This window comes from Halioxenophilus sp. WMMB6 (assembly GCF_033283405.1).
GTDB lineage: Bacteria > Pseudomonadota > Gammaproteobacteria > Pseudomonadales > Cellvibrionaceae > Halioxenophilus.
Genome location: NZ_JAWMQR010000007.1, coordinates 43,747 through 63,995 on the forward strand (window position 1 = coordinate 43,747; position 20,249 = coordinate 63,995).

At 58.5% G+C, this 20,249-nt stretch carries 17 protein-coding genes; 5 read left to right on the top strand and 12 right to left on the bottom strand.

Annotated elements, in window-relative coordinates:
• Window positions 1-74: 74 nt before the first annotated feature.
• The 3 genes from phoR to ubiA form a co-directional block, all read right to left on the bottom strand.
• Complete coding sequence (gene phoR / locus SBL51_RS16125) at window positions 75-1,400, bottom strand: phosphate regulon sensor histidine kinase PhoR (protein WP_317932119.1); 1,326 nt, start codon at window positions 1,398-1,400, stop codon at window positions 75-77.
• 144 nt (window positions 1,401-1,544) lie between these two features.
• Window positions 1,545-2,249: a phosphate regulon transcriptional regulator PhoB gene (gene phoB / locus SBL51_RS16130; RefSeq protein WP_317932120.1), complete on the bottom strand. Its 705-nt coding sequence runs from the start codon at window positions 2,247-2,249 to the stop codon at window positions 1,545-1,547.
• A 129-nt stretch (window positions 2,250-2,378) separates the two neighbouring features.
• Window positions 2,379-3,281 carry a 4-hydroxybenzoate octaprenyltransferase gene (gene ubiA / locus SBL51_RS16135; protein ID WP_317932121.1) on the bottom strand — a complete coding sequence of 301 codons (903 nt, stop codon included), beginning with the start codon at window positions 3,279-3,281 and terminating at the stop codon, window positions 2,379-2,381.
• Between the two features lie 110 nt (window positions 3,282-3,391).
• Here ubiA and SBL51_RS16140 point away from each other — a divergent pair, with 110 nt between their 5' ends.
• The gene (locus SBL51_RS16140) at window positions 3,392-3,667 is read left to right on the top strand and encodes an HU family DNA-binding protein (RefSeq protein WP_317932122.1); all 276 of its coding nucleotides are present in this window, start codon (window positions 3,392-3,394) and stop codon (window positions 3,665-3,667) included.
• Between the two features lie 126 nt (window positions 3,668-3,793).
• Here the strand turns inward: SBL51_RS16140 and SBL51_RS16145 are convergent, their stop codons facing one another.
• The 3 genes from SBL51_RS16145 to SBL51_RS16155 all read right to left on the bottom strand — a co-directional run bounded on the left by SBL51_RS16145 (window position 3,794) and on the right by SBL51_RS16155 (window position 8,681).
• Window positions 3,794-5,209, bottom strand: a complete 1,416-nt coding sequence (locus SBL51_RS16145; protein ID WP_317932123.1) for an aminoacyl-tRNA deacylase and HDOD domain-containing protein — start codon at window positions 5,207-5,209, stop codon at window positions 3,794-3,796.
• Window positions 5,210-5,481: 272 nt separating this feature from the next.
• On the bottom strand, window positions 5,482-7,563 hold the full coding sequence (gene recG, locus SBL51_RS16150) for an ATP-dependent DNA helicase RecG (protein WP_317932124.1): 2,082 nt from the start codon (window positions 7,561-7,563) through the stop codon (window positions 5,482-5,484).
• Window positions 7,564-7,754: 191 nt separating this feature from the next.
• Window positions 7,755-8,681, bottom strand: a complete 927-nt coding sequence (locus SBL51_RS16155) for a hydrogen peroxide-inducible genes activator (RefSeq protein ID WP_317932125.1) — start codon at window positions 8,679-8,681, stop codon at window positions 7,755-7,757.
• 163 nt (window positions 8,682-8,844) lie between these two features.
• On the opposite strand from SBL51_RS16155, the gene SBL51_RS16160 reads away from it, so the two are divergent.
• Window positions 8,845-9,738, top strand: coding sequence for an SDR family oxidoreductase (locus SBL51_RS16160; RefSeq protein ID WP_317932126.1), 894 nt, complete (start codon window positions 8,845-8,847; stop codon window positions 9,736-9,738).
• Window positions 9,739-9,744: 6 nt separating this feature from the next.
• Here SBL51_RS16160 and SBL51_RS16165 read toward each other — a convergent pair whose 3' ends face one another.
• The 4 genes from SBL51_RS16165 to gmk form a co-directional block, all read right to left on the bottom strand.
• The gene (locus SBL51_RS16165; protein WP_317932127.1) at window positions 9,745-10,128 is read right to left on the bottom strand and encodes a RidA family protein; all 384 of its coding nucleotides are present in this window, start codon (window positions 10,126-10,128) and stop codon (window positions 9,745-9,747) included.
• A 127-nt stretch (window positions 10,129-10,255) separates the two neighbouring features.
• On the bottom strand, window positions 10,256-12,367 hold the full coding sequence (locus tag SBL51_RS16170; RefSeq protein WP_317932128.1) for a RelA/SpoT family protein: 2,112 nt from the start codon (window positions 12,365-12,367) through the stop codon (window positions 10,256-10,258).
• A 322-nt stretch (window positions 12,368-12,689) separates the two neighbouring features.
• On the bottom strand, window positions 12,690-12,941 hold the full coding sequence (gene rpoZ / locus SBL51_RS16175) for a DNA-directed RNA polymerase subunit omega (RefSeq protein ID WP_317932129.1): 252 nt from the start codon (window positions 12,939-12,941) through the stop codon (window positions 12,690-12,692).
• 64 nt (window positions 12,942-13,005) lie between these two features.
• A complete protein-coding gene (gmk, locus tag SBL51_RS16180) occupies window positions 13,006-13,623 on the bottom strand; it encodes a guanylate kinase (protein ID WP_317932130.1) in 618 nt (205 codons plus the stop codon).
• 225 nt (window positions 13,624-13,848) lie between these two features.
• Here gmk and SBL51_RS16185 point away from each other — a divergent pair, with 225 nt between their 5' ends.
• The 3 genes from SBL51_RS16185 (at window position 13,849) to SBL51_RS16195 (ending at window position 18,254) form a co-directional block, all read left to right on the top strand.
• Window positions 13,849-14,469, top strand: a complete 621-nt coding sequence (locus SBL51_RS16185) for a DUF502 domain-containing protein (RefSeq protein ID WP_317932131.1) — start codon at window positions 13,849-13,851, stop codon at window positions 14,467-14,469.
• A 242-nt stretch (window positions 14,470-14,711) separates the two neighbouring features.
• Entirely contained in the window at window positions 14,712-17,048 is a 2,337-nt protein-coding gene (locus SBL51_RS16190) for a TonB-dependent receptor domain-containing protein (protein ID WP_317932132.1), read from the top strand.
• Between the two features lie 63 nt (window positions 17,049-17,111).
• Window positions 17,112-18,254: an alkaline phosphatase family protein gene (locus SBL51_RS16195; RefSeq protein WP_317932133.1), complete on the top strand. Its 1,143-nt coding sequence runs from the start codon at window positions 17,112-17,114 to the stop codon at window positions 18,252-18,254.
• 9 nt (window positions 18,255-18,263) lie between these two features.
• Here SBL51_RS16195 and SBL51_RS16200 read toward each other — a convergent pair whose 3' ends face one another.
• Both SBL51_RS16200 and SBL51_RS16205 read right to left on the bottom strand, forming a co-directional pair.
• Entirely contained in the window at window positions 18,264-19,154 is an 891-nt protein-coding gene (locus tag SBL51_RS16200; protein WP_317932134.1) for a DMT family transporter, read from the bottom strand.
• Between the two features lie 117 nt (window positions 19,155-19,271).
• The gene (locus tag SBL51_RS16205; protein WP_317932135.1) at window positions 19,272-20,135 is read right to left on the bottom strand and encodes a YicC/YloC family endoribonuclease; all 864 of its coding nucleotides are present in this window, start codon (window positions 20,133-20,135) and stop codon (window positions 19,272-19,274) included.
• Window positions 20,136-20,249 lie beyond the last annotated feature (114 nt).

A 20,249-nucleotide genomic window follows, 5' to 3' on the forward strand; every position in this document is an offset into this window, starting at 1 on the left:
AAAATCTGGGCCAGATATGCTCAAAATCTGGTCAAGCTAAATTGAGTGTTGGGGAGGGGGACAATCGGCGGCAGTTACTGCGCCTGTTCCTCAACCGGCTGTGCGGGGGCGGGCTCGATCACGCGCGAGGCGGCGAAGCTGCAGGCGAAGGTGCTGCCGTGGTTGACCCGGCTGCGGATATTGAGCTGGCCGTGGTGCCGAGAGAGCACATGTTTGACAATGGCCAGCCCCAAACCGGTGCCGCCGGTGTCGAGGCTGCGACTGGCATCGACCCGGTAGAAACGTTCGGTGAGGCGCGGCAGGTGGCGCGCTTCAATGCCGATACCGTGGTCCTGCACCTCTACCACCGCCTCGTCCTCCTTGCGGTAGCAGCGCAGAATTACCAGGCTGCCAGCCGGCGAGTAGCGGATGGCGTTGAACGCCAGGTTGGAGAAGCAGCTGCGCAGCTCTTCGCGCACGCCAAGCAGGGTAACGTCGTCGACAATGTCCAGCTCGACCTTGTGCTCTTTGTCACCACTTAAGGAGATGGCATCGACGCGAATGGCGGCCAGCAGTTCGGGAATGTTCACTTCCGTCTGCTTGTAATCGGTATCTTCGGTTTCCAGCTTGGTGAGGGTGAGCAGGTCTTCAATCAGCAGGGTCATGCGCTTGGTTTGCGCCTCCATCTGCAGCAGTGCCTTCTTCCAGACCGCAGGCAGGGTGTCGCTGTTGTCCGACATGGTCTCCAGGTAGCCGCGAATCACCGTCAGGGGGGTGCGCAACTCGTGGGAGACGTTGCCGATGAAATCCTTGCGCATGATCTCGAGCTTGTGCAGGCGGGAAACATCGCGCACCACCAGCAGGTATTCCCCCTGGCCAAAGCGGCTCACCTGGTAGTTGAGAAAGAGATCGGCGTCGGCAGAGGCGGCCAACAGCAGCGGCTCCTGGAACTGGCCCTCTTCCAGGTAGCGCACAAATTTGGGCGAGCGTATGTAGTTGAAGATGGGTTTGCCGTTGTCTTCGGCACGTAGGCCGAGCAGACGGTAGGCGCTCTGATTCCACCATTGAATGGTCGTGTTGTTGTCGAGCAGAACGACAGCGTCTTTTTGTGCGGCGGTGGTCTCTTGTACCCGGGTGATCAGCCCCTGCAGCCGGCGGCGCTCCTTGTTGTGACGTTCCTGCTGCAGCAAAACCTGGTGCACCACCTCTTCCCAGATGCCGTCGCAATCAGGGGCGTTGTCGAGGCCGCGGTGGGCCAGCCAGTTTTCCACCCGCCGCATCTGCCACAGGCTCCAACCGATGTAGCCAAGGGTGGAGGCGAGCAGCACCAACGTCATGTGGCCGGTGGCAAGGCCCACCAGCAACGCAATCAGCAGAAAGAGAAAGAGGCGCCGAAGTTCGGAGGAGAGGCCTCGCTGCACAGTTAACCCCTAGGTGTAGCCATAGCTGTAGCCGGTAAGGATATAACGAAGCGCCGTCGAAGACGAACTGCGCTGGTGCCCGCCGGGCGTTTTGCCATTGCCAAACCGTTCAGGGGAGTGGGCTCCAGGGCCGTCGCCGGGGCGCTAGGCGCGTTCGGTGACCTTGGTGGAGAAGCGGTAGCCGGTCCCGCGCACGGTTTGCACAAAGCGGTCGTGCTCATCGATGGAGAGCGCCTTGCGCAGGCGGCGGATATGCACATCGACGGTACGCTCTTCCACATAGACGTTGCCGCCCCAGACGTGATCAAGCAGTTGGCCGCGGGTGTAGACGCGCTCCTGGTGGGTGAGGAAGAACTCCAGCAGCCGGTATTCGGTGGGGCCCATATCGACGGGTTTGTCGTTGATGGTCACCCGGTGGCTGACCGGGTCGAGCAGCAATCCCTCGACGGCGATGGGCTCATTGTTGGTGAGGGCTTCGGTGCGGCGCAATACCGCCTTCAGGCGGGCCACCAGTTCGCGGGGGGAGAAGGGCTTGGTGATGTAGTCGTCGGCGCCGGTCTCCAGCCCCTGGATTTTGTTATCCTCTTCGCCTTTGGCGGTGAGCATGATGATCGGAATACCGGCGGTCACCTCGTCGCGTTTCAGTCGGCGGGCCAACTCGATACCGCTGGTGCCGGGCAGCATCCAATCCAACAACACCAGATCGGGTTTTTCATCGATGATCAGTGTGTGCGCCTTCTGCGCATCTTCGGCTTCCAAACACTGATAGTCGGCCATCTCCAGGGCGACACGCAGCATGTCGCGAATGGGCGCTTCATCGTCAACAATCAAAATAGTTCTTCCAGCCATAGGAGTGCCAGTGCTCATTTAAGTAAGGCGGTGGGTGAAATTTACCCGTGCATTAAATAAAGGTTTTGTTGCGCTTTTATGACAACTGTAGCAAATAGCGTGGTTGGCGGGCAGCGAAAGCGCTGCCGGCTAGGCACTGGCGAACAGGTAGTCGAGCGCCAGCCCCAGAAATATCGCAAAACCGACCCACTGATTGTTGAGAAAAGCGCGGAAGCAGGGGTCGCGCTCGCGGTTGCGAATCAGGTACTGCTGGTAGCCAAACAGCAGTGCGGTAACGGCTATCGAGCCATAGTAGTAGAGCCCCAGCTGAAACTTGCTGCCCACCAGCAACAGGCTGACGAGCGTTAATATCTGCAGCAAGCCGGTGATGGTGCGATCCATATCGGCAAACAGAATGGCTGTGGATTTAACGCCAATTTTGAGATCGTCGTCGCGGTCGACCATGGCGTAAAAGGTGTCGTAGACCACCACCCACAACAGGTTGGTGATGTAGAGCAGCCAGGCGTTGGCGGGCAGGCTGTTGCTCTCGGCGGTAAAGGCCATGGGAATCGACCAGGAGAAGGCGGCGCCGAGAACGATCTGCGCCAGGTGCGTGTGGCGTTTGGCAAAGGGGTAAGCCGCCGCCAGCAGTACACCCACCAGGGAGAGGGCAATGGTGAGCTTGTTGGTGAGCAGCACCAACAGCAGGCTGACTACCAGCAGAATCACAAACAGGGTCAGGGCGTTGGTCTCTGACAGGCGGCCGCTGGCCAGCGGCCGGTTGCTGGTGCGCTTAACCGAGCCGTCGAAATTGCGATCGGCGTAGTCGTTGATAACACAGCCGGCCGAGCGCATCAGAAACACACCCAGGGTAAAAATAATCAGGTTTTTAATGCTCGGTTGGCCGTTGCTGGCCAGCAGCAGTGCCCAGAGGGTGGGCCAGAGCAGCAACAGGCTGCCGATGGGTTTATCCAGGCGCATCAACTGCAGGTAGTCGTGCCATTGGCCGGATTTGGGGTGCAGAAATTTCACGGGGGAGTCGTTACTGTTCACAGGGGTCCCTGGGTAGACTTGGCGGGCTTGATAAAGCCACAAATTGAACTAAAAAGAAAGCCAGAGGAGTTATCCTCTCGGCAAATTCACGCAACTATTGTAGGAAGGTTATGCACAAAACCGAACTTGTTGACGCCGTCGCCAGCGCGGCCAACCTTTCCAAAGAGGAGGCCCATGAAGCGGTGACCACCATTTTGGACGAGATCACCAACGCCTTAAGCCGCAATGAGCCGGTCAACCTGGTTGGCTTCGGCAGTTTCAGCTGTCGCGCCCGGGCCGAGCGCAGTGGCCGCAACCCGGTCACCGGTGCGGTGATAACCATTGCCGCCAGCACCGGCGTCGGCTTTAAGCCGGGCAAGGCACTGAAGGACGCGTTAAATAATTGAAGGACGCGTTGAATAATTGATGGATGCTTTGAATAAGGGTTAACCGAACACACGCCAGCAACAAAAACAGGAGCCGAGGCTCCTGTTTTTGTATCCGACTGCCAGTCTGGCGGGTTGCCGCTCGGTTTATCCGGCCAGCTCGCCGGCGATGTTTTCCAGCTCCATTTTGGAATTCATGATGCTGCTGACGGTTTCGTCGAGGCCGCTGCGCTCCAGGTGGACGCGCGCCAACAGCTCATTGGAGAGGTAGACCGTGGGGCCGCTGCCCATGTTGTACTTCTGCAGCAGTGCCTGGGCGATGTAGAGCAGATTGGCGTAGACGGCGTGCTCGCCCTGGTAGCTTGGGTCGTTCTGGTGACGCAGAGCAACGACTACCTCTTCGGGCATATGCCAGCTCTCCATCAGCCAGGCGGCCAACTGGGCACGGTTGACGCCCAGCAGTTGTTTCTCAACCACTTGGTGGCTGACGTGGGGGTTGGCATTCCAGGTATCGCACAGGCGATCAAAGTGGGGTGGAAAGACATCCGCCAGAATCAGAAAACCGAAGTTGTGCAGCAGCCCGCTCAGGTAGGCGAGGCCGAAGCCGGGCCGATACTGGCGGGGAATAGCCGTGACCAGGGCCTCCATAATGGCGGCGGTATAAACTGCTGAGCGCCAGTAGGGCTGAATGCCATAGGGGCCGCTTTTGGGGATCTCCAGGGTGCGGCTTAAGGCGATACCGAGTGCCAGGTTCAACACCATATCGAAGCCGAGTACCCGCACAATGGCGTCGTGGATACTGCGAATCTTGCCGGGCGCCGAGTAGTAGGGCGAAGAGGCCCAACTGACCACCTGGGCCGCCAGGCTGGGGTCGGTCTCGACGATCTCCGACAAGTCACTGATATCGGCGTTGGGGTCGACCCGCAACTTGATGATGCGTTGGGCGGTCTGCGGCAACGGCGGCAGTTCCAGGGTATCTTCCAGGCGCTGCTTGATGCGCAGTTGGGTGAAGTTAGACACTGCATTACTAATATCTTTCATATCACCACCAGGATTGCGGCAGGACTGCTCTACGTCCGCGATAGAGATGGCGATATCCAGGCACAGGGCTTTGTTTTCCATCAACTCAGCCAGAGCCTGGTTATCAACCTGTAACAGATGCGGTGACTTACCGGAGTCGAGCAGTACGCTCTTGCCACCGTTGACTAGACGCTCATCAATGACGGTGGTTAAGCCGGCAATATTGGGAATGGCGGGGATGGCGTCCAGGTTTTTACTGCGCGTGAATTTTTCCCACTCCCGGGGGGAGACCGGCGCCAGCGTGCGCTGGGTAAGCTGGCGCAGGCGCTGGAGATCGAGCATGCAATCACCTGGAATCAGCGCCAACAGCTTGCCTTCGCTGTCTTCCAACAGGATGGAGCGGGCAACCGATTGGTCGCGCAGATGTTGATCGCGGTAATCTTGGGGCTGTGGGTCTTTATCGTCAGCGTACATGGTCATGGTGTATGCTATCTGCTTGTTATCTAACAACTTTTTTACATTGCTCGGAAACTGCACCGACATAATTCCTGCCTAATCTAATCCCGAGAATTAAATCAATGGCCATGCCTGGCGATGGCCGGTGATCGAGCCGGCCAGTGTTAGTTGCCGGCCTGCGTATTTGAAAAATTTTGGTTAGTTCACCACCTGGGGTGCAGGGTATTGGGGTGCACCAATGGACGGGGTGACTGTTTTTAAGTGTAGATCAGGGTCTGGGGTTAGCGGGGGTAAAATTTACAATTTGCGCTAAACAGCGCACAGACTGACGCTCTTTTCAACGAAATTGTAGTTTAAACTCACGCTTCGGCGAACTGCTCCCGCTCCGCCAGCCAGCGTTCAATCAACGGCGTCACCCGCTCCGGGTACTGGGTGAAAAGCGTTTCACCCATGGTTTCAACGTGGGGCAGGAGTGCCTGGTGTTGGCTGAGATCGGCGATACGGAATTGAATATCGCCGGTTTGGCGGGTGCCAAGCACCTCGCCCGGGCCGCGCAGTTTCATATCCTCTTCCGCAATCACGAAGCCATCGCTGGTGGTTTTCATCACCTCCAGCCGTTGCCGGGCGGTTTTGCCCAGTGGCTTCTGGTAGAGCAACACGCAGTGGCTCTCGGCGGTACCGCGGCCGACGCGACCGCGCAGCTGATGCAGTTGCGCCAGCCCCAGCCGCTCCGGGTTTTCAATAATCATCAGGCTGGCATTGGGCACATCGACCCCCACCTCAATCACCGTTGTGGCCACCAGCAACTGCAGCTCACCGGCTTTGAAGCGGGCCATCTGCCGGTCTTTGTCGCTGCCGCTCATGCGGCCGTGAATCAGGCCAATGGTGAGCGTGGGCAGGGCTTTTTGCAGGCTCTGGCAGAGCTCCTCCGCCGCCTGCGCCTGCAGCGTCTCGGACTCATCGATCAGGGTGCAGACCCAATAGGCCTGCCGGCCCTGGGCGCAGTTGCCGCCGACGCGGGTGATCACCTCGGCCCGACGTTCATTGTTAACCGTAACGGTTTTGATGGCGGTACGCCCGGGCGGCAGCTCGTCGATGACCGAGATATCCAGGCTGGCATAGAGGCTCATGGCCAGGGTGCGTGGAATGGGGGTGGCGGTGAGTAGCAGCAGGTGGGGCTTGGCGCGCTCATTCTTCTGCTGCAGCGCCAGCCGCTGGAAAACACCAAAGCGGTGCTGTTCATCGATGATCACCAGGGCCAGGTCGTCGAAGGTGACCGACTCCTGAAACAGCGCCTGGGTGCCGACCAGCACCTGGAGGTCGCCGCGGGTGATCCCCTCCTGGGTGGTCTGCCGCTGTTTGGCGGTCAGGCGACCGGTGAGCCAGCCGACCCGAAGCCCCAAGGGCTCCAGCCATCGGCAAAAATTTTGAAAGTGCTGTTCCGCCAGAATTTCCGTCGGCGCCATCACCGCCACCTGCTTGCCGGCAGCCACCGCGGGCAGGCAGGCGAGGGCGGCAATCAAGGTTTTGCCACTGCCGACATCGCCCTGCACCAGCCGGCGCATGGGCATCTTGCGGGCCAGGTCAGCGCTCACCTCCTGATGCACCCTCACCTGGGCGGCGGTGGGAATAAACGGCAGCTGTTGCAGAAACTGTTTGGTCAGCGGCAGGGCCGGTTGCAGGGCATAGCCACTCCCCTGACTGCGCCAGCGCTGCTGCCGCAGGCTCAGGTGGTGCGCGAGCAGCTCTTCCAGTGCCAGCCGTTGCTGCAGCGGGTGGCTGCGCTGGGTGAGATCCTGGGCGTTAACCGAACGCGGTGGCCGATGCAGAAAACTGAGGATATCGGCGATGGCCGCGCGCCCGCTCAGTGGTTGAATCTCTTTTGGAATCAGATCCTCGATTGGGGTCTGGCCGCAGCGCTCGAGCAACTGCTCGGTGAGTTGCAGCCACTTCTTCTGGCTGATGCCCTCGGTGCTGGGGTAGATGGGGGTGAGCCCTTCCGGCAGCGGCGTGTCGGCGCTGATCAGGGTGGTTTCCGGGTGGTAGAACTCGAGCCCCGCGGCCCCCCGGCGCGCCTCACCAAACACCCGCAGCAACTGGCCTGGGGCCAGTCGCTCTTTTTGTGCCGCCGAGAAGTGAAAAAAGCGCAATTGCGTGGTACCGCTGTCATCGGCAATACGGCACACCAGGCTGCGGCGTTTGCCAAACACCACCTGGCTGCCCTGGATATGCGCCTCGACCACCGCATAACTGCCCGGTTGCAGTTCGCCGATGGGGGTGATGTGGGTCTGGTCGATGTAACGCAGCGGCAGGTGGAACAGCAGATCGCGAAAGCAGCGGATACCGAGCTTCTCCAGCTTGGCCGCCAGTTGTGGGCCAACGCCCTTAAGCGCTGTGATGGGGGTCAGTTCAAATGGCGGTTGTCTGCTGCCGGCGGTCAAATTTATGTTCCCAGTTGTGCTTATCACCGGGGCTCTCCAGCCCAGGGGTTAATGCTAGTCGTTTTTGCGGGAGAAGGTGAAGTCGCTGTGGCAATTTGCCGGCCATCGGCGCCCGGTCGTGCAGCACTGATGACAACATTTCATCATAAATTATAGGTAGTGGGCGTTTGCCAGTGTTCGGCGGCAACTTGCTACTGTTGCCGCTCCAGCTGACACTGGTTGATCGCCTGGCGCAGCACGTCGATGGCTTTATGGCGCGGAAAGCTGGCGCGCCAGGCCAGGGCCACCGTGCGGCTGGGGGCCAGGTCGGAGAAGGGGCGCACCACCAACTGGTCGCTGTTGTAGAAGGGGCTGGTGGCGGCGGAACTCGGCAGAATGGTGATGCCGAGGCCCGAGGCGACCATGTGGCGCAGTGTCTCGAGCGAGCTGCCCTCGGCCGCCGTGCGAATTTTGGAGTGGTTGAAGTCGTTCTCCGCCGAGGGGCGCAGGTTGGGGCAGGCTTCAAATACCTGGTCGCGGAAGCAGTGGCCCTCACCCAGCAGCAGAATATTTTGTGACTCCAGATCCTGGGCCGAGATCGACTCCTTGGCGGCCAGCGGGTGGCCTTTATAAAGCAGCACCACAAACGACTCATCGTACAGCGGCTGGGTAACCACATCGGCCTCGGTAAACGGCAGGGCGACAATAATCACATCCAGCTCGCCGTTGCGCAGGCGCTGGCGCAGGGTGGCGGTGAAGCCCTCCTCGACATAGAGCGGCATATCAGAGGCGCGTTTGAGCAGTTCGGGAATAAAGTGCGGAAAGAGATAGGGGCCGATGGTGAAAATCGCACCCACCTGCAATGGGCTGCGCAGCTGATCTTTGCCGGCGGTGGCCAGGTCTTTGATGGCCGAGGTCTGTTCCAGCACCAGCTGCGCTTGCGTGACGATGGACTCGCCCAGCGGCGTCGGTTTCACCCGGGTCTTGGAGCGCTCAAACAGCGCCACACCCAGTTCATCTTCCAGTTTCTTAACAGCGATACTCAGCGTTGGCTGGGAGACAAAACACTTCTCGGCGGCGCGGCCAAAATGCTGCTCTTGGGCCAGGGTAACAATGTAGCGCAGTTCGGTCAGGGTCATGCGGATCTATCTCGTTGGATTTATAGTCACTACTGGAGGGTAAGCCTACTAAAGGTTTTTGTCGTTGGCTATCAGTTACGGGTTTGTGATTTATTTTATTAAGATATGAGATAAATAGCTTTTTTCTATGATGTTTTAGTTTTGTTGCGAGGGTGCGGTGGAGATGAATAGTATGGGTGAGCGCAAGCTGCTCTGGTTGGGTTGTGGCAGCCTGGCGGCGGAGTTTGCCAGCTTGCCTGAACGGCAGGCTTATACCCAGGCGCTGGGGGTGCGTCGGCGGCCGGAGCGGATAGCCGCGGGCTTCGAGGCCCTTGCCGCCGATTTTAACCAGCCGGGCAGCCTAGCCCCTATCTTGGCCGGCGGCCGCTGCAGCCACATTGTGGTCAGCCTCACTCCCGGCGAGCGCTCCGATGCGGGCTACCAGCGCGGCTATGTGGCGGCGAGTGCAACGATCATCGCCGAGCTGCAGGCTGCCGGTGTGGCACCCGAGCGGGTGGTGTTTGTCTCCAGCACCAGCGTTTACGGCCAGAGTGATGGTGAGTGGGTGGATGAGAGTAGTGTCGCCGAGCCCGATGGCTTCGCTGGCCAGCGTCTGCTTGAGGCAGAGGCTCTGTGGCGGCAATCCGGGCTGCCGGTGGTGTGTGTGCGCTTTTCCGGCATCTACGGCCCAGGGCGCAACCGTCTGTTACAGCAGGTGTTGCAGGGGCAAGGGGGGGTAAAAGCGCCGCCGGTCTATACCAATCGCATTCATCAACACGACTGCGCCCGGGTTATCGCCCATCTTCTGGCAAGCCATGAGGTACCAGAGCTGTTAATTGGCACCGACAGCTGCCCGGCGCCGCAATGGGAGGTGAAAAGCTGGCTGGCCGAGGCCTTGGGCCAACGGCTGGCCAAGCTGCCGCCGCTGTTGGCGAGCGCTGGGCCGAGTGCCAGCAAGCGCCTGAGTAACAAGCGCCTGTTGGCCATGGGTATCGAGCTGCAATACCCCAGCTACCGGGAGGGTTACCCCGCCATCATCGATGCATTTATCGCGGGTGGGGCCGGTAGTGGGGAATAAAGGCGGTTAGATGACGGCGATGGCGTCGGCTTCGATCAGTGCGTCTTTGGGCAACTGATTAATACCGATGGCGGCGCGCGCAGGGTAGGGCTTTTCGAAGTAGCCGGCCATCACCTCATTGACGATGGGGAAGTTGGCCAGGTCGGTCAGGTAGATATTGAGCTTAACAATATCTTTGAGGTTGCCACCGGCGGCCTGAATAACGGCGGTCAGGTTTTTGAACACCTGATGGGCCTGTTCGGTGAAGTCATCCGAGACCATCTCCATAGTGGCCGGCACCAGGGGAATCTGGCCGGAGAGATAGACGGTATTGTTGACTTTGACAGCCTGGGAGTAGGTGCCAATGGCGGCCGGCGCCTGGTCAGTGTGAATGGTTGCTTTGTTAGTCATAGCGCCCCCCGTATGGGCTAAGGTTAACGAGGGACAGGCGGGGATTTGAGCTGATGTCGGGTGGTGGTTGGTCTGCCTGCCGCTCGGGAAAAGCCGCCTAGTATAATTACCCGGCGGTTTTAGGCAATCAGTTTTTGCTGCGGCTCACCCGCAACACTGGGTGCATGCTGCGGATGCGGCGCATGATATTGGCCAGGTGGGTTCGGTTGCTGACCGTTAGTGTTATTTGGATCACCATATTCTGGGCGTCGCGCTCATTGACCTGGATCTTCTCAATGCCGGCCCCCTGCTCGGAGATACGGGTCGCCATGTTGGCAATAATGCCGCGCTCGGAGGCCACCTCCACCCGCAAGCCCACCACAAACTCACCACTGACATGCTCCGCCCAGCTGATGGGGCTGATCGATTCCGGCTTGCTGTTGCGAATCTCCGAGAGGTTGCGACACGACTCCTGGTGCACCACCAGCCCCTTGCCGGCGCTGGTGTGGGCGGCAATGGTGTCGCCCGGAATGGGGCGGCAGCAGCGCGCGAAACTGATCACCAGGGCGTCGGCGGAATCGATAATCAGCGGTGCCCCGCCGATGTAATCGTCGCCGCCGGTGGACACCGGCGCCAGTTTTTGGGCGATGGTCTGCGGTGGCCGGCGGCCGAGGCCGATCTCTTCGAGCAGGGCGTCCATGGTCTCCAGTTTGCAATCATCAAGCAGCGACTTGGCCTGCTCGGCGCTGAGGCCATCAAGGCTCAGCTTGTAGGTGGCCAGGGCCTGGTCGAGCATGCGCGCACCCAGCTCCACCGATTGATTATGACGCTGGTTTTTCAGGTAGTGGCGAATGGCACTGCGTGCCTTGCCGGAGACGACAAAATTGAGCCAGTTGGGGTTGGGCTGGGCCACCTCGGAGGTGATGATCACCACCCGCTCGCCGCTTTGCAGCTGGCGCGAGAGCGGTGCCAGGCGATCGTTTACCCGGCAGGCGATACAGTGGTTGCCGATATCGGTATGCACCGCGTAGGCGAAGTCGACGGCGGTGGCGCCGGCCGGCAGTTCGACAATCTTGCCCTTGGGGGTAAAAACATAAACTTCGTCGGGGAAGAGGTCGATCTTGGCGTTTTCGATAAACTCCAGCGAGTTGCCCGCCTGCTGTTGAATCTCCAACAGGCCACTCACCCATTTGCGCGCCCGGGCGTGGCTGATCAGGTCTTTGTCTTCCGATTTGTAGAGCCAGTGGGCGGCAATGCCCTGGTTGGCGAGGGCATCCATCTCCTGAGTGCGAATCTGCACCTCTATCGGTTTGCCATGCAAGCCGACCAACACTGTGTGCAGCGACTGATAGCCATTCACCTTGGGAATGGCGATGTAATCTTTAAACTCGCCGGGGATGGGTTTGTAGAGGTTGTGGATGGAACCCAGCGCCCGGTAGCAGTCGTCGACGCTCTGCACGACAATGCGAAAGGCGTGCACATCCATAATCTCTTTGAACGATTTCTTTTTGCTGCGCATCTTGGAGTAGATGCTGAACAGGTGTTTCTCGCGGCCAAACACCTCGGCCTCGACCTTATCCCGGTCGAGGCGGGCGGCGATATCGGAGCGGATGGTGTCGACCAGCTCCTTGCGGTGGCCGCCGCGTACCGACTTTAAGGCGGCGTCCAGGCGCCGCGCCCGCAACGGGTGCATCGCCTGGAAGCAGAGATCTTCAAATTCGATACGGATGTCGTTCATGCCCAGGCGCGCGGCGATGGGGGCGTAGATCTCCAGCGTCTGCTTGGCGACGCGCCGTTTTTTCTCCGGCCGCAGTGCGCCTAAGGTGCGCATGTTGTGCAAGCGGTCGGAAAGTTTTACCAGAATCACGCGAATATCCTTGGCCATGGCCAAGGTCATTTTGCGGAAATTCTCGGCCTCTTTTTCCGCCTGGGATTCAAACTCCATCTGCGTCAGCTTGCTCACACCATCGACCAGCTCGGCAACGGTTTCGCCAAACTGCGTGGTGAGCGCGCCCTTATTGATGGCGGTATCTTCGATCACATCGTGCAGCATGGCGGCCATCAGGCTTTGATGGTCCATGTGCATTTCCGAGAGGATGGAGGCAACTTGCAGAGGGTGGGTAACGTAGGCTTCGCCGGAGGTGCGGCGCTGGCCGTCGTGGGCCTGTTCAGCATAAAAGTAGGAGCGGCGTACCAAATTGACCTGCTCCGGGTCGAGGTAGCTGGCGATATGCTGACTTAATTTTTCGATGTTGACCACGTTCGTATTGCCGACGGCCGAATTACCAGTGAATGAGTGATTGACTTTCCCTGGCCTGACTGCCCGGTAGGTGACAATACCGGCAAAGCACACCCTTTGCCAAGCCCCCGGCACGTGCCCAGGCGCAAATCTATGACACAGACTGTCATTGCTCGGTGGTGTTGAATTGCATCGAGAGCAGTTTGAGGGGGAGCTGTTTTAAGCGCGGTGTATGCAGTGAGGGTTTTAGAGCAGCACTATTAAGCGGGTCTTAATAGCGGTTGGTCGGTGGTGGCGCAGGCCGCCTTGGCTAAGGCGGCCGGTGCACGGATGGGGCGAGCCGTTATTCGTCGAGCAATTCGATACTGCTAGGGAACTCGTCGTCGACCTCTTCTTTCTGGTCGAGAATGCTGGCATCCACCAGGCCCTCTTCAATTTCACGCAGGGCAATTACGGTGGGCTTGTCGTTCTCTTCCGGCACCATGGGATCTTTGCCGCCGACGGCGATTTGGCGGGCGCGTTTGCTGCCAACCAGCACCAGCTCAAAGCGGTTGTCGACATGGTTCAGGCAATCTTCAACAGTAATGCGGGCCATAGGTGTTTCCGTATTGGTCAATAGGGTTGTGCTAAGGGCGGAGGATTGTACGCAAATTGTCCAGTCAGGACAATAAATTCTCCAGTTGGCTGCCGTGGCGCGCCTGCTGATTATCCAAAGTGAGCCGCTGTGCGCGAATCACCGCCTGGAAGTCGGCCAGTGCCACGTCAAAGTTTTCATTGATGATCAGGTAGTCGGCTTCAACATAATGGGACATCTCGTTGATCGCCTTCTGCATGCGCGCGGCAATCACCTGGGCGTCGTCCTGGCCGCGGTTGGTGAGGCGCTCCTCCAGGGTGGCCCGGGAGGGGGGCAGAATAAAAATGCCGACGGTGTCGGGCAGTAGGCGACGAATCTGGTCGGCGCCCTGCCAATCGATCTCCAAAATGACATCGATGCCGCGCTTGAGGGTCGCTTCCACCCAGCTCTGGGCGGTGCCGTAGTAGTTGCCAAAAACCTCGGCGTGCTCCAAAAACTCACTGTTGGCGGCCATACTGTGAAACTGCTCGGCGGTCACAAAATGGTAGTTAACGCCATCCTCTTCGCCGGGGCGCTTGCTGCGGGTAGTGTGCGACACTGACACCTGAATGTCGGGCATGGCTTGAATGAGGGCTTCCACCAGGCTGGTTTTACCGGCGCCGGAGGGCGCGGAAACGGTAAAAAGTGTGCCGCGACTGTGCATGGGATTTCACTCGATGATAGATTGCCAAGCAGGGTACGGCTGCCACTTGGCTACCCTGCGAAAAACTGCGCATGCTAACCGCTTGCCCGGCAAGTTACAACTGAGCAAGAAATAACCAGGGTTGGGCGCCTATTCAGTTTAGTACAGAGTAGACCGGCTGCCCCGGCTAAAAAGCGGGCCGCCGTGCCGGGCAACGAGCCACCATTGATGTTTTAGGAGTAATAGATGCAAAAGCTGTTCACGCTCATTCTGCAGGGGTTGGTAACGCTGCTGCCTTTGGCCTTAACCTTGTACGCCCTGTATTGGTTGGCGGCTACCTTGGAGACTCTCTGTCGCGAGCTGTTGATTCTGCTGTTGCCCAATTTTTGGTATTTCCCGGGCTTGGGTTTGATCACGGCCCTGGCGCTGTTGGTGGCCGGTGGCCTGCTGATGAATGTCTATGGCATGCGCTACCTGGTTGGTCTGGCCAATCGCCTGGTGCAGAAGATTCCCCTGGCCAAATCCATCTATGCCTCCATCAGCGATATCATCACCGTCTTCAGCCTGGGTAAAAACAGCGACCTGAGCAGTGTGGTGAGTGTCGATATGGGTAACGGTTATTACCAGATCGGTTTTGTCACCGGTGAAAATGCCGGGGCCAAACTCTTTCCCGGCCAGGATCGCGTCGGGGTTTATATGCCCATGAGTTTTATGATTGGCGGCCACACCATGTACATTAAGCGCGACCAGTTAATACCACTCGATATCGGCATCGAAGAGGCGATGCGTTTGGCGATTACCGGCGGCGCGCAAAAAAAGCAGGAGCACAAACCCGCTGCCGTGGTTAAACCGCTGGAGCAAAAATAGATGGCTGGCGTTTGGCAAAACCGAACGTAACTATTGAACGTTACTTCTACTTGCCGGCGCGCCCGCACCGCCATTTACCTTTGGCTTCCCTTCCTCTAAAAATTGCCACGCTTAGCCATCGTCGGCTTCAGCCGACGTCATCTATTGTTCATCTTCTTTAAAATAAAACGTCACACAAGCTAAATAAACTTCGCGCCCAGCAAACCCCTACGAAAAATCACGAACACATTAGGTGCTGGGCCATGATCACACGCAAACTTCTTGTTACCGCTATTGCGGTAGCGAGCACCACCGCCGCTTGGGCGGAGACCTCCGAAACAGAAATCGACTCTTCCGTGCTGGAAGAGGTGGTAATTATTGGCAAGTACAAAACCTACGCCAATAACGCGGTGACTGACTCCATGTTGGATCAGCAGGCGGGGCTGACCAGCGTTACTGCGGTTATCGATAATATTCCTGGCGTGCTGGTGAACGAAGGCGATACCTTTGGTGCCGACGACTGGTCCACCACCGTCAGCATGCGCGGCTTTCAGTTGAGTTTGGATGCCCAGCAGATTGGTATGACCATCGACGGTATCCCCAACGGCAACTCCAACTACGGTGGTGGCTCTAAAGCTAACCGTTTTATCGACACGTTGAACCTGGCCGGTGTTGAGGTCTCCCAGGGTACCGCCGATATCTCCTCCCGCTCTCACGAAGCGCTGGGTGGTACGCTCAACTTTTTAACCAGTGACCCGGAAAGCGAACGCGGCTTTACCGTCAGTGGCGATGCTGGCGAGTACGATGCGAAAAAAGTGTATGTGCGTATGGATACCGGCGAGCTGTTTGGTAACACCTACGCCTGGTTAAGCTACTCCAATGCTGAGAGCAGTGACTGGATGGAGGGCTCTGCAGAAAACCAACGCAAGCACGTGGCGGCTAAATTTATCAGCGAGCTGGGCGATTACAAACTCACCGGTTACTACGCCTACGATGACACCGAGGAGGATAACTACCAACGTATCACCGCCACGGAATTTGATATCAACGACGAGTGGGACCGTTTGACCGGCGACTGGACCGGCATTCCCTATGTCGATCAGGTTTACCGTCGCGCCTGGTCGACCCTGCGCGAAAATAATCTGGCCTACTTAAAACTGAATTTCGACAACGGCGCGCTGAAGGCCGAAGCCGCCACCTACTATCACGTCAATAGCGGCCGTGGTGACTGGGTACCGCAATACGTGGTCGATCCAAATAGCGGCAACCGCATCACTTTCGTCGATGGTAACGGCAATACTCTGGCCTTTATTGGTGCCGACGGCTCCGACAACCCCTCCATTGCCGGCTGCTCCGGCAGCTTGGACTTCCCCTATGGCGGCACCAGCTATGGCGCCTACGATCCGGCCTGCCAGGTTGACGGTGCCATTCCGGTGGGCTCTTATCGTCACACCCACTACAACAAAGAGCGCTTTGGTATAACCGCCGATTTTGAGTGGGCCGTGGCGTTGGGTGATAACATGAACACTTTGCGCGGTGGTTTGTGGTATGAAGATTACACCCGTGAAGAGTCGCGCAACTGGCACCAGGTAAAAGACTCCCGAGTGAGCTTCAGCTACGAAGGCGCACCCTACTGGTTGCAGTATAAAAATGAATTTCCGGTCGACACCACCATGGTCTATCTGGAAGACAGCTTCCAAATTGGCGGGGTTACCCTGCGCGCCGGTGGCAAACAGTTTTTTGTCGAACTGGATAAAAAAGATAAGTTGAGTGGCGTTAATGGTCCAAGCCTTAACTCCGATTCTGACCTGCTGCCCTCGTTCGGTATCCTCTACCAGACTCCAGTCGATGGTCTGGAGCTGTTTGCCGGCTACGCCGAAAACTTTGCGGCGATTAAAGATGTGGTATTGGAGTCGGCTGAAGCCACCGCTGACCTGGAGCCGGAGACCGCCGACAACCTGGATGTGGGTGTGCGCTATCAGAACGACCAGCTGCAGTTGAGTGCGGTCTACTACGAGATCGAATTTGATAATCGCATCACCTACATTGCCGGCGTTGATAACGGTACCGGTCAGAACGACTACCTGAATGAAGTGGAAGGCACCTACCAAAACGTGGGCGGTGTTGAGTCCAATGGTGTGGAACTGGCCGCGACCTATTTTCTAAATTCCAATTTGTCCGTCTATAGCGCCTACACCTACAACGACGCCACCTACGTCGGTACCGGTAATGCCGCTATCGACGCGGCGGTGGGTGTAGTGCCGGGCAACACCGTAATCGGTTCGCCGGAAAATATGTGGGTGTTGTCGCTGGATTGGACGCTGGGCAACTACCGGGCCGGTATCAGCAACAAGTGGGTGGACGACCGCTTTATCACCATCGATAACAGCGCCGCCAATGTGGCGCCGGACTACTCGGTGGTGGATCTCTACCTGGGTGCGGAGATTCCCTTTAACTCGGCCTATGTCGACAGTGTCGATCTCCACCTGACCGTGAACAACCTGTTTGACGAGCGCTACCTGGGCGGTATCGCCGGCAACTACGGCGCCTGGCTGGGAGCGACCCGCACAGCGGTGCTGGGTGTAACGGCGAAATTTTAATTAACAAAACAAAACCGAAAACTGCGGGGCTTAGGCCCCGTTTTTTTTCACCGCGAGGATGAGATGAAAAATTATTTTGGCGTGGTCGCCGGGCTGCTGTTACTGGGTTTCGGCCTGGCCGCCAATGCGGCCGACAATTTGGTGCTGGTGACCTTGGATGGCCTGCGTTGGCAGGAGCTGTTTCGCGGTTATGACGAGGCGCTGCTCAACGACGAAAATTATACCGAACAGGCTGAGGCGTTAGCGGCGCGTTTTGGCGGCGCCAGCAATAGCGTTCGGCGGGAGAAACTGATGCCCTTTATTTGGCAGCAGGTGGCGGCCAACGGTGTGCTGGTGGGCAACCGCGATGCCGGCTCGGCGATGGCGGTTACCAACCCCTGGTGGTTCTCCTACCCCGGTTACAACGAAATTTTAACCGGCCTGGCCGACCCGGGCATCGACTCCAACGCCGCCACACCCAACCCCAACGTCACCTTTCTGGAATGGTTGAATCAGCAGCCGGGCTATAACAACAGCGTCGCGGCGTTTGGCAGTTGGGATGTTTTTCCGGCGATATTAAATGTGGGCCGCAGCCGGCTGCCGGTGAATGCCGGCTTTATGCCCGCCGCATGGCCAGAGCTTTCAGAGCGGGCCGAGGCGCTGAATGAGTTGCAGGCCCAGACGCCGAGCCCCTGGCACAATGTGCGCCTGGATGCCTTTACCATGGGTTTTGCCAAGGAGTATTTGTTGGCAAAACAGCCGAAGGTGCTGTTTGTCTCATTGGGGGAGACCGACGACTTCGCCCACGATAAGGAGTATCACCAGTACCTCAACTCCGCTCATCGGGCGGATACGTTGATTGCCGACCTCTGGCAGACCTTGCAGTCACTGCCTGGTTATCGCAATAACACCAATCTGATTATCTCGGTCGATCACGGCCGCGGTTATACGCCCAGCGGCTGGCCCCACCACGCCAGCGCCCGCGCGGCGACCACCATGTTCAAGGGCGTGGATGAGTTTAAGGCCGGGATTGTGGGTTCGGATCAGATCTGGCTGGCGGCCATCGGCCCGGATATCAAAGCCCTGGGTGAGCTGCATAACAGCCCGGCCTATTTTCAAAATCAGATTGCGGCCACGGCGCTGCGCCTCTTGGAGCAAAACCCTGAGCAGTTCAATCCGGCGATAGGTAAACCGTTAACCGCACTTGTGGCGGTGGGCGCAGATTAGCCTGCCTGTCTAACGGGCTTGCAGCAGCCACTGGCGCAGCATCGGCCAGCGGTTGATGAGCATGGCGCAGAAGATCAGCACACAGCCGAGCAGTTGCAATTGGCCCAGCTGCTCGCCAAACCAGAGCACGGCGGCGATGGCCGTCCAGACCGGCTCCAGAATCATAATAATGGCGCTGTGGCTGGGGGCGGCCAGGCCCATGGCGTGAGTCTGCAGCAGAAAGCGGATGCAGGTGGCGATGATCAGGCTGGCGGCAAACCAGCTCCAGGTGGCGGCCGTAAAATCGAGACTCCAGGGCTCCATGGGCCAGGAGGCGACGGCGGTGATTACGCCGGTGCAGAGCATCTGCACCGAGGTGAGTGCCAGAGTGGGAATGCGGGCGGCGGCGTGAGCGATCAAAACAAACATCACCGCCAGCAGCAGCGCCGAGAGCAGGAAAAAGCCTTCGGCCGGGCCCAGTTGGAACTCCCCATCCAGTGACAAGCAGGCCAAGCCGCCAATGGCGACAGGCATCGCGATATAGACGTATTTGCCGGGGCGATCACCCGCTAACAGGCTGATCACTGGCACCATCACCAGCCCCATATTGCTGAGAAAGGCGCCCACGCCCACGTGGCTGGTGAGCTTCAGCCCCATAATCCAAAACACCATGGCGACGCCGAAGAGGGCGCCGACACCACTGGCCAGCCGCCACTGGGTCGGCGTCAGCCGCACCAGATGGCGCCAGCCAAGCAGCGCCATCAAACTGCCGGCTAGAGTAAAACGCAGCGCCATAAACAGCAGCGGCGGCATGCCGGCTACGGATTCGCGCGAAAAGATCCAACCCGCGGCGGCCAGTACGGTGACCAGCAGCAGGATCAGGTCGGCTTTCAGGTGTGTAGGCAGTGACTTAGTGGACACAGAATAGATCTTGGCTGAAGGGAGATGGCCCAATGGGCGCCAACGAGGCCGCTATTCTGCCTGTGAAATGTGGTTAGCTCAATTGGCGCTTGGTCGGTTGGCCAGGCGTTGGCAGGGTTACTCGATATTTTGCACCTGCTCGCGCATCTGTTCGATCAGTACTTTAAGATCGACCGCAACCTGGGTGGTGTCGCTGACGGTGGATTTGGAGGAGAGGGTGTTGGCTTCGCGATTGAACTCCTGCATCAGGAAATCCAGCCGGCGGCCAATGGGGTTGCTCTGTTTAAAACAGTGGCGCACTTCGGTGACGTGGGTGGTGAGGCGATCGAGCTCTTCGTCGACATCGGCTTTCTGGGCGAAGTAGACCAGCTCCTGCTCCAGGCGACCCTGGTCGACATCCACCTGCAGGCTCTCAATCTTCTCTAAAATCTTCTGGCGCTGATTGGCGGTAATCACCGGCAGTAGCGTGCGTACTTTGGCCACCAACTCCAGTACGGTGGTGAGACGGGCCTCGATAAAGCCCTGCAGCTCGGCACCCTCGCGGCTGCGCTGTTCGATCAGTTTGGTCAGTGCCTGATCAAAGCAGCCAAGGGCGTCGATTTCGATCTGCTCCTGATCTACCGGCCGCTCCTGAATAATGCCAGGCCAGCGCAATACCTCCAGCGGATTGACCGGCGCCGGGTTAGCGAGGGTGGCGGCGACTGTGTCAGCGACGTTGGCGAGATCGACCAGAAAGGGGGTATTGAGTGTGAGTGAGGACTCCTGCTGCAGCGGGTGCAATTGCAGATTGACCTCAACCTTGCCACGGCTCAGCTGATGACGCAGCCGATCGCGCAGTTTTGGCTCCAGTGGGCGCATATTCTCCGGCAGGCGAAAGTGCGGCTCCAGGTAGCGGTGGTTGACGGTGCGAATTTCAAACGCCAGGCTGCCCCAAGCGAAATTACCTTCGTGGCGGGCGAAACCGGTCATGCTGCGTGTCATTGCCAATACCTTGCTGTGCGAGAAGTGGAATGGTTAGACGCTCTTCTTCGGGAAGGGTTTCAGCGCCGGCCGTGCATGTTAACACAGCCAAGCTTGGTTATAATCCCGGGCCCA

What these genes read in the sequence shown, in the direction of transcription:
- SBL51_RS16165 (WP_317932127.1), bottom strand. Translation starts at nt 10,128, where the DNA reads ATGACTAACAAAGCAACCATTCACACTGACCAGGCGCCGGCCGCCATT.
- SBL51_RS16195 (WP_317932133.1), top strand. Translation starts at nt 17,112, where the DNA reads ATGAAAAATTATTTTGGCGTGGTCGCCGGGCTGCTGTTACTGGGTTTC.
- gmk (WP_317932130.1), bottom strand. Translation starts at nt 13,623, where the DNA reads ATGCACAGTCGCGGCACACTTTTTACCGTTTCCGCGCCCTCCGGCGCC.
- SBL51_RS16185 (WP_317932131.1), top strand. Translation starts at nt 13,849, where the DNA reads ATGCAAAAGCTGTTCACGCTCATTCTGCAGGGGTTGGTAACGCTGCTG.
- SBL51_RS16160 (WP_317932126.1), top strand. Translation starts at nt 8,845, where the DNA reads ATGAATAGTATGGGTGAGCGCAAGCTGCTCTGGTTGGGTTGTGGCAGC.
- SBL51_RS16140 (WP_317932122.1), top strand. Translation starts at nt 3,392, where the DNA reads ATGCACAAAACCGAACTTGTTGACGCCGTCGCCAGCGCGGCCAACCTT.
- phoB (WP_317932120.1), bottom strand. Translation starts at nt 2,249, where the DNA reads ATGGCTGGAAGAACTATTTTGATTGTTGACGATGAAGCGCCCATTCGC.
- SBL51_RS16205 (WP_317932135.1), bottom strand. Translation starts at nt 20,135, where the DNA reads ATGACACGCAGCATGACCGGTTTCGCCCGCCACGAAGGTAATTTCGCT.
- SBL51_RS16190 (WP_317932132.1), top strand. Translation starts at nt 14,712, where the DNA reads ATGATCACACGCAAACTTCTTGTTACCGCTATTGCGGTAGCGAGCACC.
- SBL51_RS16145 (WP_317932123.1), bottom strand. Translation starts at nt 5,209, where the DNA reads ATGTCGGTGCAGTTTCCGAGCAATGTAAAAAAGTTGTTAGATAACAAG.
- SBL51_RS16155 (WP_317932125.1), bottom strand. Translation starts at nt 8,681, where the DNA reads ATGACCCTGACCGAACTGCGCTACATTGTTACCCTGGCCCAAGAGCAG.
- rpoZ (WP_317932129.1), bottom strand. Translation starts at nt 12,941, where the DNA reads ATGGCCCGCATTACTGTTGAAGATTGCCTGAACCATGTCGACAACCGC.